At 72.5% G+C, this 17,702-nt stretch carries 19 protein-coding genes and 1 pseudogene; 11 read left to right on the forward strand and 9 right to left on the reverse strand.

Going from position 1 to position 17,702, the window contains the following annotated elements:
* The first annotated feature begins 44 nt into the window (after positions 1-44).
* The 5 genes and pseudogenes from pip (at position 45) to J7462_RS04805 (ending at position 5,622) form a co-directional block, all read left to right on the forward strand.
* Positions 45-998, forward strand: coding sequence for a prolyl aminopeptidase (pip, locus tag J7462_RS04785; RefSeq protein WP_219462139.1), 954 nt, complete (start codon positions 45-47; stop codon positions 996-998).
* Between the two features lie 194 nt (positions 999-1,192).
* Positions 1,193-2,323 (forward strand): N-acetylmuramoyl-L-alanine amidase, encoded by a 1,131-nt coding sequence (locus J7462_RS04790; protein ID WP_219462140.1) that lies wholly within the window; start codon positions 1,193-1,195, stop codon positions 2,321-2,323.
* 58 nt (positions 2,324-2,381) lie between these two features.
* Positions 2,382-3,956 (forward strand): FMN-binding glutamate synthase family protein, encoded by a 1,575-nt coding sequence (locus tag J7462_RS04795; protein WP_219462141.1) that lies wholly within the window; start codon positions 2,382-2,384, stop codon positions 3,954-3,956.
* 61 nt (positions 3,957-4,017) lie between these two features.
* Positions 4,018-5,204, forward strand: a pseudogene (gene dinB / locus J7462_RS04800) (DNA polymerase IV).
* Between the two features lie 46 nt (positions 5,205-5,250).
* Entirely contained in the window at positions 5,251-5,622 is a 372-nt protein-coding gene (locus tag J7462_RS04805) for a hypothetical protein (protein ID WP_219462142.1), read from the forward strand.
* Positions 5,623-5,692: 70 nt separating this feature from the next.
* Here J7462_RS04805 and J7462_RS04810 read toward each other — a convergent pair whose 3' ends face one another.
* Both J7462_RS04810 and J7462_RS04815 read right to left on the reverse strand, forming a co-directional pair.
* Positions 5,693-7,177 carry an SDR family NAD(P)-dependent oxidoreductase gene (locus tag J7462_RS04810; protein WP_219462149.1) on the reverse strand — a complete coding sequence of 495 codons (1,485 nt, stop codon included), beginning with the start codon at positions 7,175-7,177 and terminating at the stop codon, positions 5,693-5,695.
* A gap of 155 nt (positions 7,178-7,332) precedes the next feature.
* Complete coding sequence (locus J7462_RS04815) at positions 7,333-7,974, reverse strand: hypothetical protein (protein WP_219462152.1); 642 nt, start codon at positions 7,972-7,974, stop codon at positions 7,333-7,335.
* A gap of 287 nt (positions 7,975-8,261) precedes the next feature.
* Between J7462_RS04815 and J7462_RS04820 the strand changes: the two genes are divergently transcribed.
* The 5 genes from J7462_RS04820 to J7462_RS04840 are packed head-to-tail and all read left to right on the forward strand — an operon-like array spanning position 8,262 to position 11,015.
* On the forward strand, positions 8,262-8,663 hold the full coding sequence (locus tag J7462_RS04820) for a YbaB/EbfC family nucleoid-associated protein (protein ID WP_219462154.1): 402 nt from the start codon (positions 8,262-8,264) through the stop codon (positions 8,661-8,663).
* Entirely contained in the window at positions 8,650-8,970 is a 321-nt protein-coding gene (locus J7462_RS04825; protein WP_219462156.1) for a type VII secretion target, read from the forward strand. Before J7462_RS04820 ends, J7462_RS04825 begins: the two co-directional genes overlap by 14 nt.
* Positions 8,967-10,163 (forward strand): WXG100 family type VII secretion target, encoded by a 1,197-nt coding sequence (locus J7462_RS04830; RefSeq protein WP_219462157.1) that lies wholly within the window; start codon positions 8,967-8,969, stop codon positions 10,161-10,163. Before J7462_RS04825 ends, J7462_RS04830 begins: the two co-directional genes overlap by 4 nt.
* Complete coding sequence (locus J7462_RS04835; RefSeq protein WP_255597584.1) at positions 10,160-10,510, forward strand: hypothetical protein; 351 nt, start codon at positions 10,160-10,162, stop codon at positions 10,508-10,510. Before J7462_RS04830 ends, J7462_RS04835 begins: the two co-directional genes overlap by 4 nt.
* On the forward strand, positions 10,500-11,015 hold the full coding sequence (locus J7462_RS04840) for a Uma2 family endonuclease (protein ID WP_219462158.1): 516 nt from the start codon (positions 10,500-10,502) through the stop codon (positions 11,013-11,015). The genes J7462_RS04835 and J7462_RS04840 overlap by 11 nt, the downstream gene beginning before the upstream one ends.
* 16 nt (positions 11,016-11,031) lie before the next feature.
* Here the strand turns inward: J7462_RS04840 and J7462_RS04845 are convergent, their stop codons facing one another.
* The 6 genes from J7462_RS04845 to J7462_RS04870 all read right to left on the reverse strand — a co-directional run bounded on the left by J7462_RS04845 (position 11,032) and on the right by J7462_RS04870 (position 15,721).
* A complete protein-coding gene (locus J7462_RS04845; protein ID WP_219462159.1) occupies positions 11,032-12,036 on the reverse strand; it encodes a hypothetical protein in 1,005 nt (334 codons plus the stop codon).
* On the reverse strand, positions 12,033-12,311 hold the full coding sequence (locus tag J7462_RS04850; protein ID WP_219462160.1) for a hypothetical protein: 279 nt from the start codon (positions 12,309-12,311) through the stop codon (positions 12,033-12,035). The genes J7462_RS04845 and J7462_RS04850 overlap by 4 nt, the downstream gene beginning before the upstream one ends.
* Positions 12,308-12,982 (reverse strand): DUF6308 family protein, encoded by a 675-nt coding sequence (locus tag J7462_RS04855; RefSeq protein ID WP_219462161.1) that lies wholly within the window; start codon positions 12,980-12,982, stop codon positions 12,308-12,310. Before J7462_RS04855 ends, J7462_RS04850 begins: the two co-directional genes overlap by 4 nt.
* Before the next feature lie 523 nt (positions 12,983-13,505).
* Positions 13,506-14,453, reverse strand: coding sequence for a hypothetical protein (locus J7462_RS04860; RefSeq protein WP_219462163.1), 948 nt, complete (start codon positions 14,451-14,453; stop codon positions 13,506-13,508).
* A gap of 121 nt (positions 14,454-14,574) precedes the next feature.
* The gene (locus J7462_RS04865; RefSeq protein WP_219462166.1) at positions 14,575-15,456 is read right to left on the reverse strand and encodes a helix-turn-helix transcriptional regulator; all 882 of its coding nucleotides are present in this window, start codon (positions 15,454-15,456) and stop codon (positions 14,575-14,577) included.
* Positions 15,449-15,721: a hypothetical protein gene (locus J7462_RS04870; RefSeq protein WP_219462167.1), complete on the reverse strand. Its 273-nt coding sequence runs from the start codon at positions 15,719-15,721 to the stop codon at positions 15,449-15,451. The genes J7462_RS04865 and J7462_RS04870 overlap by 8 nt, the downstream gene beginning before the upstream one ends.
* A 135-nt stretch (positions 15,722-15,856) precedes the next feature.
* Here J7462_RS04870 and J7462_RS04875 point away from each other — a divergent pair, with 135 nt between their 5' ends.
* The gene (locus J7462_RS04875; RefSeq protein ID WP_219462169.1) at positions 15,857-16,057 is read left to right on the forward strand and encodes an AlpA family transcriptional regulator; all 201 of its coding nucleotides are present in this window, start codon (positions 15,857-15,859) and stop codon (positions 16,055-16,057) included.
* 53 nt (positions 16,058-16,110) lie between these two features.
* Here J7462_RS04875 and J7462_RS04880 read toward each other — a convergent pair whose 3' ends face one another.
* Positions 16,111-17,697 carry a serine/threonine-protein kinase gene (locus tag J7462_RS04880; protein ID WP_255597585.1) on the reverse strand — a complete coding sequence of 529 codons (1,587 nt, stop codon included), beginning with the start codon at positions 17,695-17,697 and terminating at the stop codon, positions 16,111-16,113.
* Positions 17,698-17,702 lie beyond the last annotated feature (5 nt).

Consider the following 17,702-nt stretch of genomic DNA (forward strand, 5'->3'; position numbering starts at 1 on the left):
ATGTAACAGCGCTGTTGTATCTCGCGCTCCCGGGGAGGCCACCGATGGACGAGCGGTACCCACCGATCGAGCCCTACGACCAGGGCATGCTCGACGTCGGCGATGGCAACGCGGTCTACTGGGAGGTGTGCGGCAACCCGGCCGGGCGGCCCGCGCTGGTCGTCCACGGTGGACCGGGCTCGGGCTGCGGCCCGTGGGCCCGGCGGTACTTCGACCCCGACCGCTACCGGGTGGTCCTGTTCGACCAGCGCAACTGCGGACGCAGCACCCCGCACGCCGCCGACCCGGCCACCGACCTGCGGCACAACACCACCGCGCACCTGGTCGCCGACATGGAACGGCTGCGCGGGCACCTGGGCGTCGACAGGTGGCTGCTCTACGGCGGCTCGTGGGGCTCGACGCTGCTGCTGGCGTACGCGCAGCGGCACCCGCAGCGGGTGTCGGCGATCGTGATCGGGGCGGTCACCACCACCCGCCGGTCGGAGATCGACTGGCTCTACCGGGGTGTCGGCCGGTACTTCCCCCGCGAGTGGGAACGGTTCCTCGCCGGCGGCGGCGTCGGCCCCGACGACGACGTGGTCGGCGCGTACGCCCGGCTGGTGCAGGACCCGGACCCGGCGGTCCGCGAGCGGGCGGTGCGCGACTGGTGCGCCTGGGAGGACGCGGTGGTCTCCGCCGAGGGGGTGGGCAACCCGTACGGTGACCGCCCGTCGGCCGAGCGGACCGCGATGGTGCGGATCTGCGCGCACTACTTCTCCCAGGGGGCCTGGTTGGCCGAGGGTGAGCTGATCCGGCACGCCGACCGGCTCGCCGGCATCCCGGGGGTGCTGATCCACGGCCGGGTCGACCTGGGCAGCCCGCTGGCGACCGCCTGGGAGCTGCACCGGGCCTGGCCGGGCTCGCGCCTGCAGGTGGTCGAGGGGGCGGGGCACTTCGGCACGGCGCAGACCCGGCGGCACCTGCTGGCCGCCCTGGACGACTTCGCCGTCGCCGACTGAGCGGTCGCCCCGGGTCCATCCCCCGACGGCAGGACATTCGGACAGTTCTGCCCGGCACGCCTCGAAGACGGGCAGAATCGATCGATGCCGCCCTCTAGCGCCGACCGCCGGAGTGGCAATATCCTCCATCACACGCGGAGTCACTGGAGCTAGTTTTCGTCGTCAGCGCCGCCGTCGCTCGCCGAGGAGATGCCATGTCCGTCGTACGCCCCGCACTCGACCGTCGTACGCTGCTGCGGGCCGGTCTCGGCGCGGCCACCGTCACGGTCGTCGGGTCCGACCTGGCCCTGCCGGGCGTCGCCGAGGCCGCCCCGGGCGCGGACCTGGACTGGATCATCGACTGCGACGAGTGGGACGCCCGCCCGCCCGCCGACCCGCTGTCGGTCAGCACGATCCCCACCAACAAGATCATCGTGCACCACATGGCCTTCCCGAACGTCACCGACCACTCCCGCGAGCAGGCGGTCACCCTGGCCCACGACTGCCAGGACCTGCACATGGACGGCAACGGCTGGTCCGACACCGGCCAGCACTTCACCGTCAGCCGGGGCGGGTACGTCCTGGAGGGACGGCACGGCAGCCTGGAGCGGCTACGGGCCGGTGACCGGCAGATGGTCTCGGCGCACTGCCCCGGCGAGAACGGCCGGGCCATCGGCATCGAGAACGAGGGCACCTACGTCACCGACACGCCGCCACAGGCGCTGCTCGACTCCCTGGTCCGGCTCTGCACCACCGTCTGCCGGCAGTACGGCCTGCACGCCCACGACATCTTCGGCCACTGGGACTTCCGCGCCACGCTCTGCCCCGGCGCGCAGTTCTACCGCCTCTTCCCCGGCATCCGCCGGCAGGTCGCGCACCGGCTCGGCACCCGGGCGGGCGAGGCACCGGCCCGCCGCTGGCCCGACCTGTGGCGCTTCGTCAACGCCCCCGGTGTCCAGGTCGCCCAGTACCTGCTGGCCCACCGCGGCTACCCGGTCACCCCGAGCGGCACGTTCGACGCCGCCACCGTCGCCGCGGTCGGCGACTGGCAGGCCCGCAACGGCATCCCGGTCGACGTCGACGCCACCCTGACCGCCCCCACCTGGGAAACCCTCGCGCCCGAACTCGACCGCGACGCCACCGGCCTGCCCGTGCAGGCGGTGCAGTTCATCCTGAACTGGAAGGGCTACGCCGAGGTCACCGTCACCGGCGGTTACGACCCGGCCACCCGCCGCGCCGTGCAGGACCTCCAGGCGCTGCACGGCCTGCCCCGCACCGGCACGGTCTCCACCGAAACCTGGTGCGCCCTGGTCGGCGGCATCGTGCGGCAGTCGCTGCGGCACTGACCACACGCCACACCGGCAGGCTGTTTGGGCGACGGCGGCAGCGGGGAGTGTGGCCGGCATGACGTGGGCCCGCCGCACCGTACCCGTGATCGCCGCCGCCGTCGCCGGCCTCGCCGCCCGGGACGTCCTCCAACGTGACCATGCGCTGCTGCGCAACTTCCCGCTGGTCGGGCGGGCCCGCTACCTGCTGGAGGCGATCGGCCCGGAGCTGCGGCAGTACATCGTCGCCGGCAACGACGAGGAACGCCCGTTCACCCGGGACCAACGGCGGTGGATCTACGCCTCGGCCAAGCAGGAGAACAACTACTTCGGCTTCGGCACCGACAACGACATCGAACGCAGCCCCGGCTACCCGATCATCAAACACCGCACGTTCGCCCGGACCGTCCCGTCGTCGGTGCCGACCGCCGGGCACGACGTACGGCTGCCGGCGGCCAAGGTGCTCGGCGGGCCACGCGGCCGGGCGAAGGCGTTCCGCCCCGGGTCGGTGGTCAACATCTCCGGGATGAGCTTCGGCTCGCTGTCCGGCAACGCGGTGTCCGCTCTCAACCAGGGGGCTGCGCTGGCCGGCTGCCTGCAGAACACCGGCGAGGGTGGGCTGTCGCCGTACCACCGCCACGGCGGCGAGCTGGTCTTCCAGCTCGGTACGGCGTACTTCGGCTGCCGGGACGCCCGGGGCCGGTTCGACCTCGCCCGGCTGCGCGACCTGGTCGCCGGCGCTCCGGTGCGGGCCCTGGAGATCAAGCTCAGCCAGGGCGCGAAACCCAGCCTGGGCGGGCTGCTGCCCGGGGCGAAGGTGTCCGCCGAGATCGCCGCCACCCGGGGCATCACCCCCGGGCAGGACTGCGTGAGCCCGTCGCGGCACGCCGAGTTCTCCGACTGCGACAGCCTGCTGGACTGGGTGGAGCTGCTGGCCGCCGAGACCGGACTGCCGGTCGGCATCAAGTCCGCCGTCGGCGACCTGGGGTTCTGGGAGGAGCTGACCACGCTGATGCGCGACACCGGCCGGGGCGTCGACTTCGTCACCGTCGACGGCGGCGAGGGCGGCACCGGCGCCGCGCCGCTGATCTTCACCGACTCGGTGTCGCTGCCGTTCCAGCAGGGCTTCGCCCGGGTCTACCGCACCTTCGCCGAGCGGGGACTGCACGAGCAGACCGTCTTCGTCGGCGCGGGCAAGCTCGGCCTGCCGGACAACGCCGTGGTGGCCTTCGCACTCGGCTGCGACCTGGTCAACGTGGGCCGGGAGGCGATGCTGGCGATCGGCTGCATCCAGGCCCAGAAGTGCCACACCGACACCTGTCCCACCGGCGTCGCCACCCAGAACGCCTGGCTGGCCCGAGGGCTGGACCCGGCCCGCAAGTCGGTGCGGGCGGCGAACTACATCGGCACCCTGCGTCGGGATCTGGTCAAGGTCGCCGAGGCGTGCGGGGTGGAGCATCCGGGGCTGATCGACACCGACGCGGTCGAGATCCTCGACGGCCGGACCTCGGCCCGCCCCCTGCGGGAGGTCTACGGCTACCAGCCGCAGTGGGGGTTGCCGTCGGCGGCCGACCGGGCGGAGATCGCCCGGCTGATGGCCGGCGAGGCACCCCGGGGTGGCAGCGCCCTCCCCTCGGCCACCGCCCAGCGCTGACCCGCGACCCGAACCGGGCAGCTCAGCACCATTCTTCGAACATGTGTGCGAGCATGGTTCGGTGTCGACCGGAGCCCGCATCCTGCACGCCGACCTGGACGCGTTCTACGCCTCGGTCGAGCAGCGGGACGACCCCCGGCTGCGCGGCCGGCCGGTGATCGTCGGCGGCGGGGTGGTCCTCGCGGCCAGCTACGAGGCGAAGGCGTACGGCGTGCAGAGCGCGATGGGCGGCCGGCAGGCCCGGCGGCTCTGCCCCGGGGCGGTCGTGGTGCCGCCGAGGATGGCCGCGTACACGGCGGCGAGCCGGGCGGTGTTCGCCATCTTCCGGGACACCACCCCCTGGGTGGAGGGGCTCTCCATCGACGAGGCGTTCCTCGACGTGGGGGCCTGCGCCGGCTCGCCGGATCGCCGGTGCAGATCGCGACCCGGCTGCGTCGGGTGGTGCGCGAGCAGGTCGGGCTGCCCATCACGGTCGGGGTGGCCCGGACGAAGTTCCTCGCCAAGGTCGCCAGCGGGGTGGCCAAGCCGGACGGCCTGTTGGAGGTGCCGCCCGACGGCGAGCTGGCATTCCTGCACCCGCTGCCGGTGGAACGGCTCTGGGGTGTCGGCCCGGTCACCGCGGCGAAGCTGCGCGCCCGGGGCATCCGGACCGTCGGCCAGGTCGCCCGCCTCGACGTTCCCGCCCTCGAGTCGCTGCTCGGCGTCGGCGCGGGCGGGCACCTGCACGCGCTGGCCCACAACCGCGACCCACGGCCGGTGCAGGTGGGCCGGCGCAGGTCGTCGATGGGCGCGCAGCACGCCCTGGGGGCCGGGCCGCACTCCCCCGCCGACGTCGATGCGACGCTGGCCGGGCTGGTCGACCGGGTGGCCCGCCGGATGCGGGCCGCCGGCCGCACCGGCCGGACGGTGACCCTGCGGCTGCGGTTCGCCGACTACACCTCGGCCACCCGGTCCCGGACGCTGCGCCGGGCCACCGACCGGACGACACCGCTGCTGAACACCGCCCGGTCGCTGCTGCGCGCCGCCCAGCCCGAACTCACCCGACGCGGGGTCACCCTGATCGGGGTGGCGGTGGGCAACCTCGACGACGCCCCGGTGCAGCCCGAACTGCCGTTCGACGCCGACCGGGACATCGAGCTGGACAGCGCCGTCGACGCCGTCCGGGACCGGTTCGGGGCGGCGGCGCTGACCCGGGCCACCCTGCTCGGCCGTCGCCCCGGCCTGGAGATGCCCCGATTGCCCGACTGATCCGTCGGGGCTTCCCCGGCGCCGCCGGCTCGGGCATGCTGGATCGATGGGAGAGGTACTGCCGATGCCCAGCTTCGGTGACCTGTTCACCGACGTACGGAGCGACGAACGGACGATGCGGGTCAGCTACCACCCGGAACGCGGAGCAGTGGTGCTGTCCCTGTGGAGCGGCGTGACGTGTCGGGGTTCGTTCCGGATGGCCCTCGACGACGTGTCCCGGCTGCACGGCCTGCTGGCCGAGATCGGGGCCTCGCTCGCCCCGACCACGGTGCTGCCGGCCGTCCCGCCCGCCGGTGGGCCACCCGGCCCGGTCGACGCCGCCGCCCGGGTCGCACCGAGGTCACCGGTCGTCGACCAGACCGGCGACATCTCGGGCACCACCCACCGGGGCGTGCTGCCGGTCCCCCGGGTCGCCTGACCCCGGAGGCGGCCGTCCCGGGCGCGACCACGGCCCGGCTGCGGGTCCGTCCGCCCACCGCGACCGCCGCTCACCAGGCGCAGGGCGCGTAGTCCTTGAGGAAGCAACCGTAGAGTTCCTCGCCCCGCTCGCCCCGGACGATCGGGTCGTACACCCGGGCGGCCCCGTCGACCAGGTCCAGCGGGGCGTGGAAGCCCTCGTCGGCAAGGCGCATCTTCGTCGGGTGGGGACGCTCGTCGGTGATCCAGCCGGTGTCGACGCTGGTCATCAGGATGCCGTCGGCGCGCATGTCCTCGGCGCTGGTGCGGGTGAGCATGTTCAGCGCCGCCTTGGCCATGTTGGTGTGCGGGTGCCCCGCCCCCTTGTAACCCCGGGCGAACTGCCCCTCCATCGCCGACACGTTCACCACGTACGACCGCCCGGCCGGTGCGGCGGCCAACGCCGGCCGCAGCCGACTGACCAGCACGAACGGGGCCGTGACGTTGCACAGCTGCACCTCGAGCAGCTCGACCGGGTCGACCTCGTGCACCCGCTGCACCCAACTGTTGGTGTCCCCGAGGTCGGGGGCGAGCCCACCGGCGTCGATGGCGGTGGCGGCGGCGATCCGCTCCGGCGTGGCGGACCGGCCGGTCAGCGCCAGCGCGGTGAGGGCATGCGGGGCGATGGCGGCCGCCGGCACGGTCCCGTCCGGCAGCGCCAGGGTGACGCCCCGGCCACCGGTGAAGGTGAGCAGCTCCGGCAGCGGCCCCTCGGGCAGCGCCGCCGACTCGGCGGCGACCAGGTGGGCGTACGCGCCGGGGGTGCGGCGTACCGTCTGCGCGGCGTTGTTGATCAGGATGTCCAGCGGGCCCTGCGCGGCGACCGAGTCGGCCAGCGCCACCACCTGGGCGGGGTCGCGCAGGTCGATGCCGACCACCCGCAGCCGGTGCAGCCAGTCGGCGCTGTCCGGCATGGCGGTGAAGCGGCGGACCGCGTCGTGCGGGAACCGGGTGGTGATCGTGGTGTGCGCGCCGTCGCGCAGCAGGCGCAGCGCGATGTACATGCCGATCTTGGCACGTCCCCCGGTGAGCAGCGCCCGCCGCCCGGTCAGGTCGCACCGTGCGTCGCGGCGCTCCCGGTTGAGGGTGGCGCAGTCGGGGCAGAGCTGGTGGTAGAACGCGTCGACCTGGCGGTAGCGGGTCTTGCAGATGTAGCAGCCGCGCGGGTTGATCAGGGTGCCGGCGGAGTCACCGGCGGTCGGTGAGGCGAGCGGGATGCCCTTGGTCTCGTCGTCGATCCGGCCCGGTGCACCCGTCGCGGTGGCGGCGGTGACCGCGCGGTCGTGGGCCAGGACGCTCTCCCGCCGCTCCTCGCGTCGCCGCTGCTTCACCATCTTGAACAGCCGGGCGGTGGCCCGCTGCACCCGTACCACGTCCGGGTGGTCGCTGGGCAGCGCCTCCAGCGCCGCGAAGACCCGCAGCGCGACCGCCAACTCGTCCTGGTCGACACCCGGGGTGCCGGCGTCGCGCCCCCGGCTGTCGGCGTTGCCCGATTGTCCGACGTTGTCCACCGTCATGTCCGCTATCGTCCCGCCCTGCCATCCGGGGCCGACCGCCGGCCCGACCCGGGAACTCTACGCACCCGGGGCGGACCGGCGCGACGCGCGGGGCTCGGCGTCGGCGGCGAGCTGGGCCACGGCCCCCGTCCGGGGCCGCAGCCGGAGCCCGCCGGTCAGGGCAGCCTGATGCTCCTGGTGTTCGGGAAGCTGTAGGGGCAGGACGCCGAGGACCCGGTGCCGACCACGACATAGCCGGCCGGGATCGGCGAGGCCGAGCAGATGGTGGTGATGCCCGTGGTGGACGGGGTGGTGATGGTCCAGGTGTTGGGGAAGCTGTACGGGCAGGACGCCGACGACCCCTGCGCGATGATCACGAAACCGGACGGCAGGGTGGACGCCTTGCACATCACGCTCGCCGAGCCGGTCGGCGGGATCTTGATGGTCCAGGTGTTGGGGAAGCTGTACGGGCAGGACGCCGACGAGCCCTCGGCCAGGATCACGTAGCCGGTCGGCACGGCGGAGGCCTTGCACATCACGGTGGTCGAGGTGGTGGAGGGCGTGGTGATCGTCCACGTGTTGGGGAAGCTGTACGGGCAGGACGCCGACGAGCCCTCCGCGATGATCACGTAGCCGGCGGGGATCGGCGAGCTCTTGCAGATCGTGGTGGTCGCGGCGCTGGCCGGCGTCGCGACGGCGAGCGTGGCGGCGACCCCCGCGACCAGCACGGCGAGCAGGGCCAGGACGGCACGCAGCGGGGTGGTCGTCCCCGGGCCCCGCCGCCGCAGCAGTGGGCTGATCCGCTCGGTCCAGTTCATGCAGAGGTCCCTTCGTTCAGACGCGTGACTACCGAGGGCATCGTCGCCGGCACGCGCTGTGAGCATAATGGACGGTGTGGCACCCCCGGACAACCCCCGGATCGTCGCGCCCCAGTCGGGAAGCCGACTCGACACCCCGGGTCGCGGCCGTCCGCCGAGACCGGCTCCGACGGGACACTGCCTTGCGTAACCGGTTGGTACGGTATCGGTGACCACGGTCCGCCGTTGACCGAGGCGTCCCGGCCAGGCCGGGCCGGCGTCGGTGACTGTCCCCCGGGGAGGGTGGAATGTGGGCGGATGAGGCTGCCCTGGACGCGGCGACCCGCCGCCTCGACGGGTGGGAGGCATCGTTCACCGACCGGGCGGAGCGGGCGCAGCGCCTCGCCGCACAGGTGCAGACCCTGACCGGCACCGCCCGCAGCCCGGACCGGACCGTCGAGGTCACCGTCGACCCCACCGGTCTGCTGGTCGACCTGCGGCTCGACGAACAGACCCGGCGACACTCCGCAGCCCACACCGCCCGGCAGATCATGGCCACCGCCCACGCCGCGCGCACCGACCTGCTGCGGCAGCTCACCGAGGCCACCACCCGGGTCCTCGGTGCCGACGACCCGACCGCCCAGGCGATCATCGCGTCGCACCGGCAGCGGCTCGACCCCGGCCAGGACACCCCGGATGCTCACCGGTGACGGCATCCGGGTCGATCCGGACGACCTGACCACGCACGCCGCCCACCTCGACCGCCGCGCCGACAGCCTGGACACCGCCCGACAGGCCGGCGACCACGTCCGGCTCGACGCCGATGCGTACGGGCAGCTCTGCGCGATCATGCCGACGCTGCTCGGCGGCCTCCAACGGACCCTGGTCGACGGCGTCGACACCGCCGCCGGATCGGTCCGCGACACCGCCGGCAAGCTCCGCCGCAGCGCCGAGAGCTACCGGGCCGCCGACACCCGCGCCGCCCGACAACTCGACCAGATACGGAACCGTCGGTGACCGGCAACCCGCTGGTCGCCACCGCGTCGGACGCCGGCCCCAGCGCATGGGCCGGGATCTGGATCTGCGAGGACATCGAACTCATCGCCCAGGGCGTCCGCACCGACAGCTGGATCGACGGCAGCCTCGGCGTGGTCAGCGCCGGCCTGGACGCCCTCGCCCTCGTCTCCGACCCGGTCGGCGCGCTGCTCCAGTACGGCATCGCCTGGCTCATCGAACACGTCAAGCCCCTCAGCGAGGCCCTCGACTGGCTCGCCGGTGACCCCGCCCAGATCACCGCCCACGCCCAGACCTGGCGCAACGTCGCCGCCGCCCTGCGCGCAGACGCCGTCGAGTTGACCCACGCGGTGCGTACCGAGGTCGCCGGCTGGGGCGGCGACGCCGGCACCGCCTACCGGGCCTGGGCCGCCGGGCAGCACCAGGCGATCACCGGCCTCGCCCGGGGCGCCGACACCCTCGCCGCCGCCACCGAGGGCGCCGCCGGCCTCGTCGCCGCCGTCCGGCTCCTCGTCCGCGACGCCATCGCCGCCTGCGTCTCCCGCCTCATCGTGTACGCGGGCGAACTACTCGCCACCGGCGGACTCGCCACGCCGTGGGTGGTGGAGCAGGTGACCACGCTGGTGGGCTCGTGGGCGGCGCGGATCGCCCGGCTGCTGCGCGGGTTGCTGGCAAGCCTGCGGCGGTTGCTGCCGGAACTGCGCCGCCTCGGCGACCTCATCGAGAAACTCAAGCAGGCCCTCAACCGGCTCCACCGGGGCGATCCGGCAAGCGGAAGGAACGCGTCCCCTCCCGACACTCCTCGCAGCTCCGAGCCGCCGCTGCATCTGGACGAGGAAGAACGGTTCCGCCAGCTCGGCATGGACCCGGCGACCGGCAGGTTCCGGCCCAGTGAGGCCGAGACCGCTGCCCAACTGGAGCGGGAGTTGAAGGTGACGCTGTCCCGGGCACCTGAGGGCTCGTCCGCCGACTGGGTCGACAGCAACGGACGTACCTATGACGCGGTCGGCAACTTTCCGGGCCATTACTTCGACCAGCAGTGGCCCCAACTGCAGTACCAGATCGAGCGACATTTGACCAAGGCCGACTTCGTACCGGTCGACGTTTCGCGGTTCTCAGCGGAGCAGATCGCTACGATCGAGCGGTTCATAGCCGATCGCGGCCTTGGCCCGCGAGTGTTCATTGTGGGGAAATGATGGCTGGCCTCATCGTGCTGAAGCCCGGCGTCGATTGGACGGCGACCGGCGGACTGTTCGACTGGACGTTGGAGTTCCTCATCACAAGACTCTCCGACAGGCGGGTCGCGGACCAACTCCAGGAAATCGTCGACAACAACCTCGGCTCTGTCTGGGTCCATGAACTGCCCCCCAGCGTGCAGGTGGAGATCTTCGGTCACTGGCGACACGGCCTGGTGGAAGCCGGCAAGCAGGATCTCCCGGAGAACGACCACAAGACCGACGTTCTCCGCCACCTCCAGGAACTGGTGGACGCCACGTACTCGGCCGGTATCCAGGCTGAGGTGAGACGAGATCATGACGCTTGACGATCTCACCGCGATGATGGCTGCTGTAGAAAGCCACAGGTACGAGAGCACTCCCGAGGGTGCCCTCTCGATCATGCCGCCGCCGGGATACACCCATGCCGTCATCGCGACCCGCCTCATGGTGTGGCTCGCCCAGGGCGGCATCCCGGCGGACCGGCTTGCCCAGGCGGTGGGGCTACGCATCCCAGGACGGCACGGTGGGGTCGGCGGACGCATCCCGGACCTGGTGGTGTGGAGCAAGGAACAGTCCGATGGCGTCTGGTTGCCGGTGGCCGACGTGCTACTCGTCGTCGAGATCGTCTCACCCGGTTCCGAGGGCGTGGACACCGTCACGAAGCGCAGCGAGTACTCCGCCGCAGGAATCCCCCAGTACTGGATGGTCGACCAGGACCAGGCGCAGACGGTGACGATGCACCATCTGGACGGCGACCGCTACGCCGTGCGGGCCAGCATGCCGCTCGCCTGGGTGCTCAACACCGACCCGGCAGAGCACGACCTCGGCTGACCGCACCGCCCGCACCTCAGGATGGCGGGGCCTCCTCACGCCCTGCGCCAGCAGCGTTCGTGAACCGGCTGGTCACGTCGATTCCGTCACGCAGGTAGTCGCCGAGCCTGATCCGTACTCCGTTCCGGACCACTTCGGTGCCCGCGCCGAACGACTCCGGCATCCGCCGGGTACGCCACCAGCGCAACGGCTCCCCCGCGGCCCGTTTCTGCCGCTTGAGGACCGCCTCCGCCTCGATGACGTCCGCGTGCCGACCCTCGACGACCTCCACCAGTTGGGCACCCGCCCGCAGGTGTTGCCGTACCCGGCTCGCCCCGCCGACGCCGAACTTCAGCAAGCCGCGGTGCCGCACCAGATACAGCAGGTACGGCGTGTCCCGCAGCGCGGCGAAGGTCCGGTCGTCGGGCTCGGGTGGGCACTGGGCGCAGGTGCGGTCACGCAGCCGTTGCCACGAGTCGCAGCGCAGGTGCAGGCCCCAGGTCCCGTGCGAGAAGGGTGCCTGCCGTTCGCCGTACCACGGTAGGCCGTGGACGTCCCCGGCCAGGTCGATCCAGCCGTCGCGGCGGTGCCGGTCGAGTTCCTCGCCGAGGGCGATCGCGGCCTGGAACTCGGCGGCGGCCCGGGTGGGGATGGTGTCGGTGTCGGCCAGGCCGGCGAAGTGGCGTACCTGGTCGGCGAGTCCGGGTTCGTCCGGTAGCCGGGCCAGCAGGCGGTTGCCGGCGGCCAGGCTCAGCCCGGCGGACCGCTCGTCCAGGCAGATGTGGCACCGGGTCCGCCAGCCGGTACGGCAGACCCGGAGGCTGCCGCAGCTGCGGCACTGATAGACGTCGACGCCCCCGCCCGGCAGCAGGCCGAGCGGTTGCATCTGGTCGGCGATCAGATCCGCGCAGGGTCGGCAATGGGCGAACCAGGCGGTGTCCGGGCCGCGCTGACGGGTGTTCGCCCGCCCGTGCACCACCTCACCGCAGTTGACGCAGATGCACTCCGTGGGTCGGCTGGCCCTAGGCCGTCGCGTCGTCATCCGCCGGTGCCGGCGGAGCGCCGGTTGCGGGACCGATGGGCACGGGCCGCCTTGGCCTGTGGGGTCCTGCCCCGGCCGCCTTCTGTCCAGGACACCTTGCTGTAGTCGTCCCAGCGGGCGTCGAGTGCAGCCGCCTTCACATGCCCGTCCGGGGTGACGGTGAAGTCGCAGCCGACCGCCTGCATCTGCAACCACACCGCGTTGACGATGTCGGCGTACCGGCCCGGTCCCACACCCCGGAGGCGTACGGTGAACTCCCGCTCGTCCTGGCTCATGGCCGGCGGATTCCCGCGCAGTGGTTGCTGCTGTGCTCGTGGCGGTGCCGCATCCAGAACACCACGTCGAGGACGCGGAGCATACTCACCGCCTCGGGCAGGACCGCCTTCTCGTGCAGTGCCCGAAGCCGCTGCCCCAACACGCCCTCCTCCTCACGGAGCATGCCGTGCAGCCACTCCCAGAAGCCGGTGCCGGTGCGGTAGGCGCAGGACACCACCGTGTCGTACACCGGCACCAGCTTCGGACGCTTGCGGGCGAGCACCTTGCCGGCGATGACCCATCCGATGCCGTCCGTGTCACGCAGCGCCCGCCACGCAGCGTCCGCGGCACCGCCCGCCACCACCAGTGGGTACGCCTCATCGGTGCCCAGCGCGACGTCGACCGGAATCCTTGCCAGGTCGGCGGCGATCCGTTCACCGGGCTGCCCCTGCAACAGGTCGAGTGCCTGCCGTGGGGGCACCCGCACACCGAGCAGTTCCACCGCGACGAGGTCTTCGGCGGTGATGGTGCCGGCCGTCTCGGGGCGGCTACCGCCACCACCGAGTTGGTCGAACTGTCCGCCGGTGAACGCCGCGTCGCCGGTGGCCAGGTAGTAACTGTGCAGGTCGGAGACCGACCGGGGATCGTCGAGCACGGCCAGCATCTCGGCGAGAGTCAGGGGTTGCGGCACGTTTCTCCTTCGAGGGCTCGTGCTCACCAGCAGCGAACGACAGGTACGAGAGTCGGCAACACAACCAGATCGACGACCGGTGGGGCAACACCACGGCAGGGCACCGCCCTCGCTCGTGAACGGCCGAGGAGAACGCCGCCGCAGTCCTCGCTCACCTGCGCTTTCGTACCGTCAGCGAGACCGGGGAGCGGGCGCACATCGCCATCCGCGTCGATGGCGACCGCCGCCGCGTCAGAAACACGACAACCAGCGGGGCGGGGATCACGCGGCTCGTTGCCACCTCCGGCGATGGTCGAGCAGCCCTACCGGATGCCCGCACGAACGGACGATGCAGGTCCGGCTCTCGTGGGCGTGCTCCCGGCGAGCGGTTCGACCTACCGGGCCCGACTCGGTTCGACCGACGTGAGCGAGCGGGACGGGCCGGAGCAGATCGGGGCTGACCGGGCGACGGGTGGTTTGAGGTACCTGGGCGGCCACGAACGATGCGACGATCAGCACGACCGCGCGGGGCTCGTCGCCGCCGTCAGCGGAGCCCTCCGGCGAAAGGCGTCGACCGCCACTGGTCGAGCATGCCGCCGAGGGCGTCCGCCAGCATCGGCAACTGGGGGGCCAGGGCGAGACAGGCGACGCCCCGCAGCATCCCCACCGCCGTCACGAAGCGCAGCACGCCCTCGTCGAGCTGCCGCATGTCCCGAAGCTGCGCCGCACTCCGGTAGGCGGCTTCCCCCTCCGGACCGACGCCGACGACGTCCCACTCGACGGGTCCCAGCGTCACCATCTCGAAGTCGGCGTAGCGGTACCCGTCCACCCCGGCGACCATGTTCACGACCGGGGAGTCCCCGTGGACGGGTTGGAGGTCGACCCCGGGAAAGGTCTTCTCGAACAGTTCGCGGGAGCGTACGAGTGGTGCCAGCACCCGCCATTCGCGGCGGGCGCGGTCCAGGTCGGCCGGGTCGATGAGTTCGGGCTGGCCGTCGAGCGCGACGAGGCCGTCCTCGACGAACTGGGGTTCGGCGGCGGACAGGAACGACAACTCGCCCGGGTAGTCGCGCAGCGCGGCGTGCAGTTCGGGGACGAGGCCGCAGTTCGCCACGTAGTCGGGTTCCCCGTCCGGGGCCAGCTCGATCAGCTGCCAGAACGTCATCGAGAAGCCGTCGTGTCGGACGGGTTCGCGGGGCACGAGGGGGCTGGGCGGAATGACCGGCACGCCCCGCTCGGTGAGCCATGCCGTCACGTCCAGTTCCGCCCGCTGCCGACCGGCCACACTGTCGAGGTCCGCATAAGCGGGCAGGACCGTGGGCACCCGGGCCACGACCGGCGACGGCGCGAGGTGCACGACCACGGAGAAGGCCTCGTAGAGCACGCGGGCGTCGGTCACGTCGAGCCCCCGGGCGCGTCCGGCGTGGACGGCCGCGTCGACCGCACGCCGGGTCCGCTGGGCGATCTGCTCCGGGGTCAGGAAGCTCTGCATACCCCCATCCTTCCTCACGCACCCGACGGGTCGGGGTCTCCGTCGGGTGCGCCGACGACACGAATGCCGGTGTGCCTCACCGGCACGATCCTCGTCAAGGCTCCACGGTCATCGGGGCCGGTCAGCCGGGGTGCAGCTCCTCGCCGATCTTGACGATCAGCCGGCGTGACTCCTCCTCGTCCAGGGCCACCCCGTCCAGGCCCGCCCAGACCTGCTCGTAGGCGGCCCACTCCGCCGGCCGGTCGAGGTAGAGCGCCCCGGTCAACGACTCCTGGTAGACCACCGGCGGGTCGGGGTCGGCGCGCAGGCCGAGCGGGAATTCCAGCAGGACGAACGAGCCGGTGAGCGCCCCGTCGTGCGCCCCGGCGGCCAGCGGCAGCACCCGGATCGACACCTGCGGCAACCGGCTCACCTTCGCCAGGTGCCGGAGCTGTCCGGCCATGGCCGCCGCGCCGCCCACCTCCCGCAACAGCACCGCCTCGCAGAGCAGCACCTCGTAGCGCGGCGGTCGGGGCAGTCGCCGTCGGAGCAGGTCCTGCCGCCGCAGCCGCGCCTCGACCGGCCGTTCCCGCTCGTCGTCGGTCGCGCCGGGCCGGTGCGGGCAGGTCGCGGCGGCGTACGCCCGGGTCTGCAACAGGGCGGGGACGAGCGCCCCGGCGTGCTCGCGGAGCCGGCACGCGGCGGACTCCAGGCCGCCGTAGAGGTCGAACCATTCGGGTACGGGGTCCCCGTACGCGTGCCACCACCCCCTCCCCCGCGTCTCGCCGGCCAGCGCGACCAGCGCGGCGGTCAGCGCGCGCCGCGCCCCGTACAGCTCGCACATGGCCCGCACGTCGACCCCGCGCACCATGCCGAGGCCGCTTTCGATGCGCCACATCTTGTGCCGGCTGCACTCCAGCGCCTCGGCCGCCGCGTCCAGCGTCATGCACGCCTCGGTGCGCAACTCCCGCAGCACCCGTCCGAGGTGCCGACGCGGCACCGACGAGCCCGTGACCTCAACCATCGGAACCCTCCCGACGCCGCTGGCGGGGCAACCGTGCCCGGTAGCGGTCCGCGCGCTGGTTGGGCACGTCCCCCGCCCGCCGCCGCGCCGGCCGCTCGTAGACGGTCGCGCCATCGCACCGCGACGTCGCCACCCCATCGGGTACGACGCCCTCGACCGTCCTGCGCCGGTAGCGCCCCGGATCGTCCCCGTCGGGCACCACCTGCCCGGTCAGGTCCACCGCGACCGTCCCCGACCGCAGAAACCACTTCCACCGCCTACCCATGCCGCCTCCCCTTCCCGCTGCGTCGCGCGCCCATCAAGAGTGAACAGATGAACAGCCTACACGCTTAGGAGGCAGATGAGCAGATCATCTGCACAGGGTGCAGGCGTTCAGTTCGCATGCTCCTAACGTGACGGTGTGGGAAAGCTTCGGCTGGTGGCGAGTCAAGAGGTGCAGGAGATGCTCGGCGTCTCCCGCACACGCGCCTACCAGATCACCAACTCGAAGACGTTCCCCGACCCGGCGGCAGTCTTGTCGGTCGGGCGGATCTGGCTCACCGAGGACGTGGAGCGGTGGATCAGGGACCACCGCCCGGACCTCCAGGACCGGGAGCCGTAGCCAGCGCGCTCGCAGCCCGACCTCGTTAGCCCGCTGCGAAACGAATCCGCAGTTCAGCGGCTCGTGTCGCCATCTCCGAGGCGGTCGAGGTTGGCGAGGAGCGCTTCGATCTCGGCGGCGACCGGTGCCTGCGCGCCGTACCGCCCGCGCACGTCGCCGAGCAGGTCTTCGAGCTGCCGCCTGGCGTCGGCCACGGCACCGATGCCGGCGGCGAGCGTGGCGATCTGCTGACGGAGCTCGAACAGGTCCGCCGGGTCCGCCACCGCCTGCCGTTGCTCCGCGAGCAGGGAGCGCAACTCGGTCAGCGCCGCCGTAGCCTCGCCCAGCTCGACCTGACACACCGCCGCCTGCTGTCGGCATCCCCAGATCAGCTCCTGGTCCGGCACAGGGCGCTGCCGTAGGTCGCCGACGAGCCGCTGGAACTCGGGCAACGCCTGTCGGTAGGCACCGGCGAGGACGTGGAGGTTGGCCAGGTTTACCCGCAGTTCGAGGATTCGCGGCAGCTTGACCTGCCCCTTCGGAACGTTCCGCAAGGCCGTTTCGAGCAGCTCGGCAGCCTGGGTGAAGCGCTCCTGCTCGGCCAGTTCCCAGGCCCGGTCCTGCGCCTCGGCAAGCTCCTCGAACGAGGGTGGCTGGACGCGGTCCACCGGCACCGGCCGGGGCACGACGTCCCGCCGGGCCGGCGGCAGCGGTTCCTGTTGCGGCACCGGGCCGAAGGGGTAGCGGTAGGGCATGGTCGGGTCCACCACCTGCCCGTCGGCGACGGTGACCGCCAGGTCGGCCGCGATCTCCGGCGCGACGCTGCCGAAGGGCATCAGGATCTCGTACACCTCGGCGGCTGACGCCGGCCGGTGCTGTGGGTCCTTGGCCAGCAGGTGGGTCACGAGTCGCACCAGCCCGTCGGGCACGCCGGCCCGGTGCTCGGCGACCGACGGGACCGGGTCGTTCAGGTGCCGGTGCAGCATGCCGAGGGGACTGTCGGCCCGGTAGGGCGGGCTGCCGGTCAGCAGCTCGAAGAGCACGCAGCCGAGCGCGTACAGGTCGGCGCGCGGGCCGACCACGCTGCTCATGGCCTGCTCGGGCGCCATGTAGGTGGGGGTGCCCAGGGTGTGCCCGGTGGCGGTGAGCCGGGGGCCGTCGGTGGGGCCGAGCAGCGCGGCCACCCCGAAGTCGAGCACCTTCACCGTGCCGGTCGGGGTGACCATCAGGTTCTGCGGTTTGAGGTCCCGGTGCACGAGGGACGCCACGTGGGCGGCGGCCAGCACCGAGCAGATCTGGGCACCGATCGCGGCGGACCACGGCACCGACAGCGGGCCACGTTCGGCGATCAGGTCGGCCAGCACCATCCCCGGCACGAGTTGCATGACGAGGTAGATGTCGTCACCGTGGTAGCCGACGTCGTGGACGCTCGGCACCCCCGGATGGTCGAGCCGGGCGGTGACCCGGGCCTCCCGCATGAAGCGTTCGACCGCGTTCTCCCGCTCGCCTTCGGGGACGGTGAGCTGCCGGAGGAACTTGATCGCCACCGGCCGGTCAAGCTTCTCGTCGAACCCGGCCCACACCTCCCCCATGCCGCCGTGGCCGACCGGATAGGTCAACTCGTACCGGTCCGCCACCCGCTCCTGCGCCCGCATCAGCATCCCGC

The organism is Micromonospora sp. RL09-050-HVF-A (assembly GCF_019374995.1).
In the GTDB taxonomy this organism is placed as follows: domain Bacteria; phylum Actinomycetota; class Actinomycetes; order Mycobacteriales; family Micromonosporaceae; genus Micromonospora; species Micromonospora antibiotica.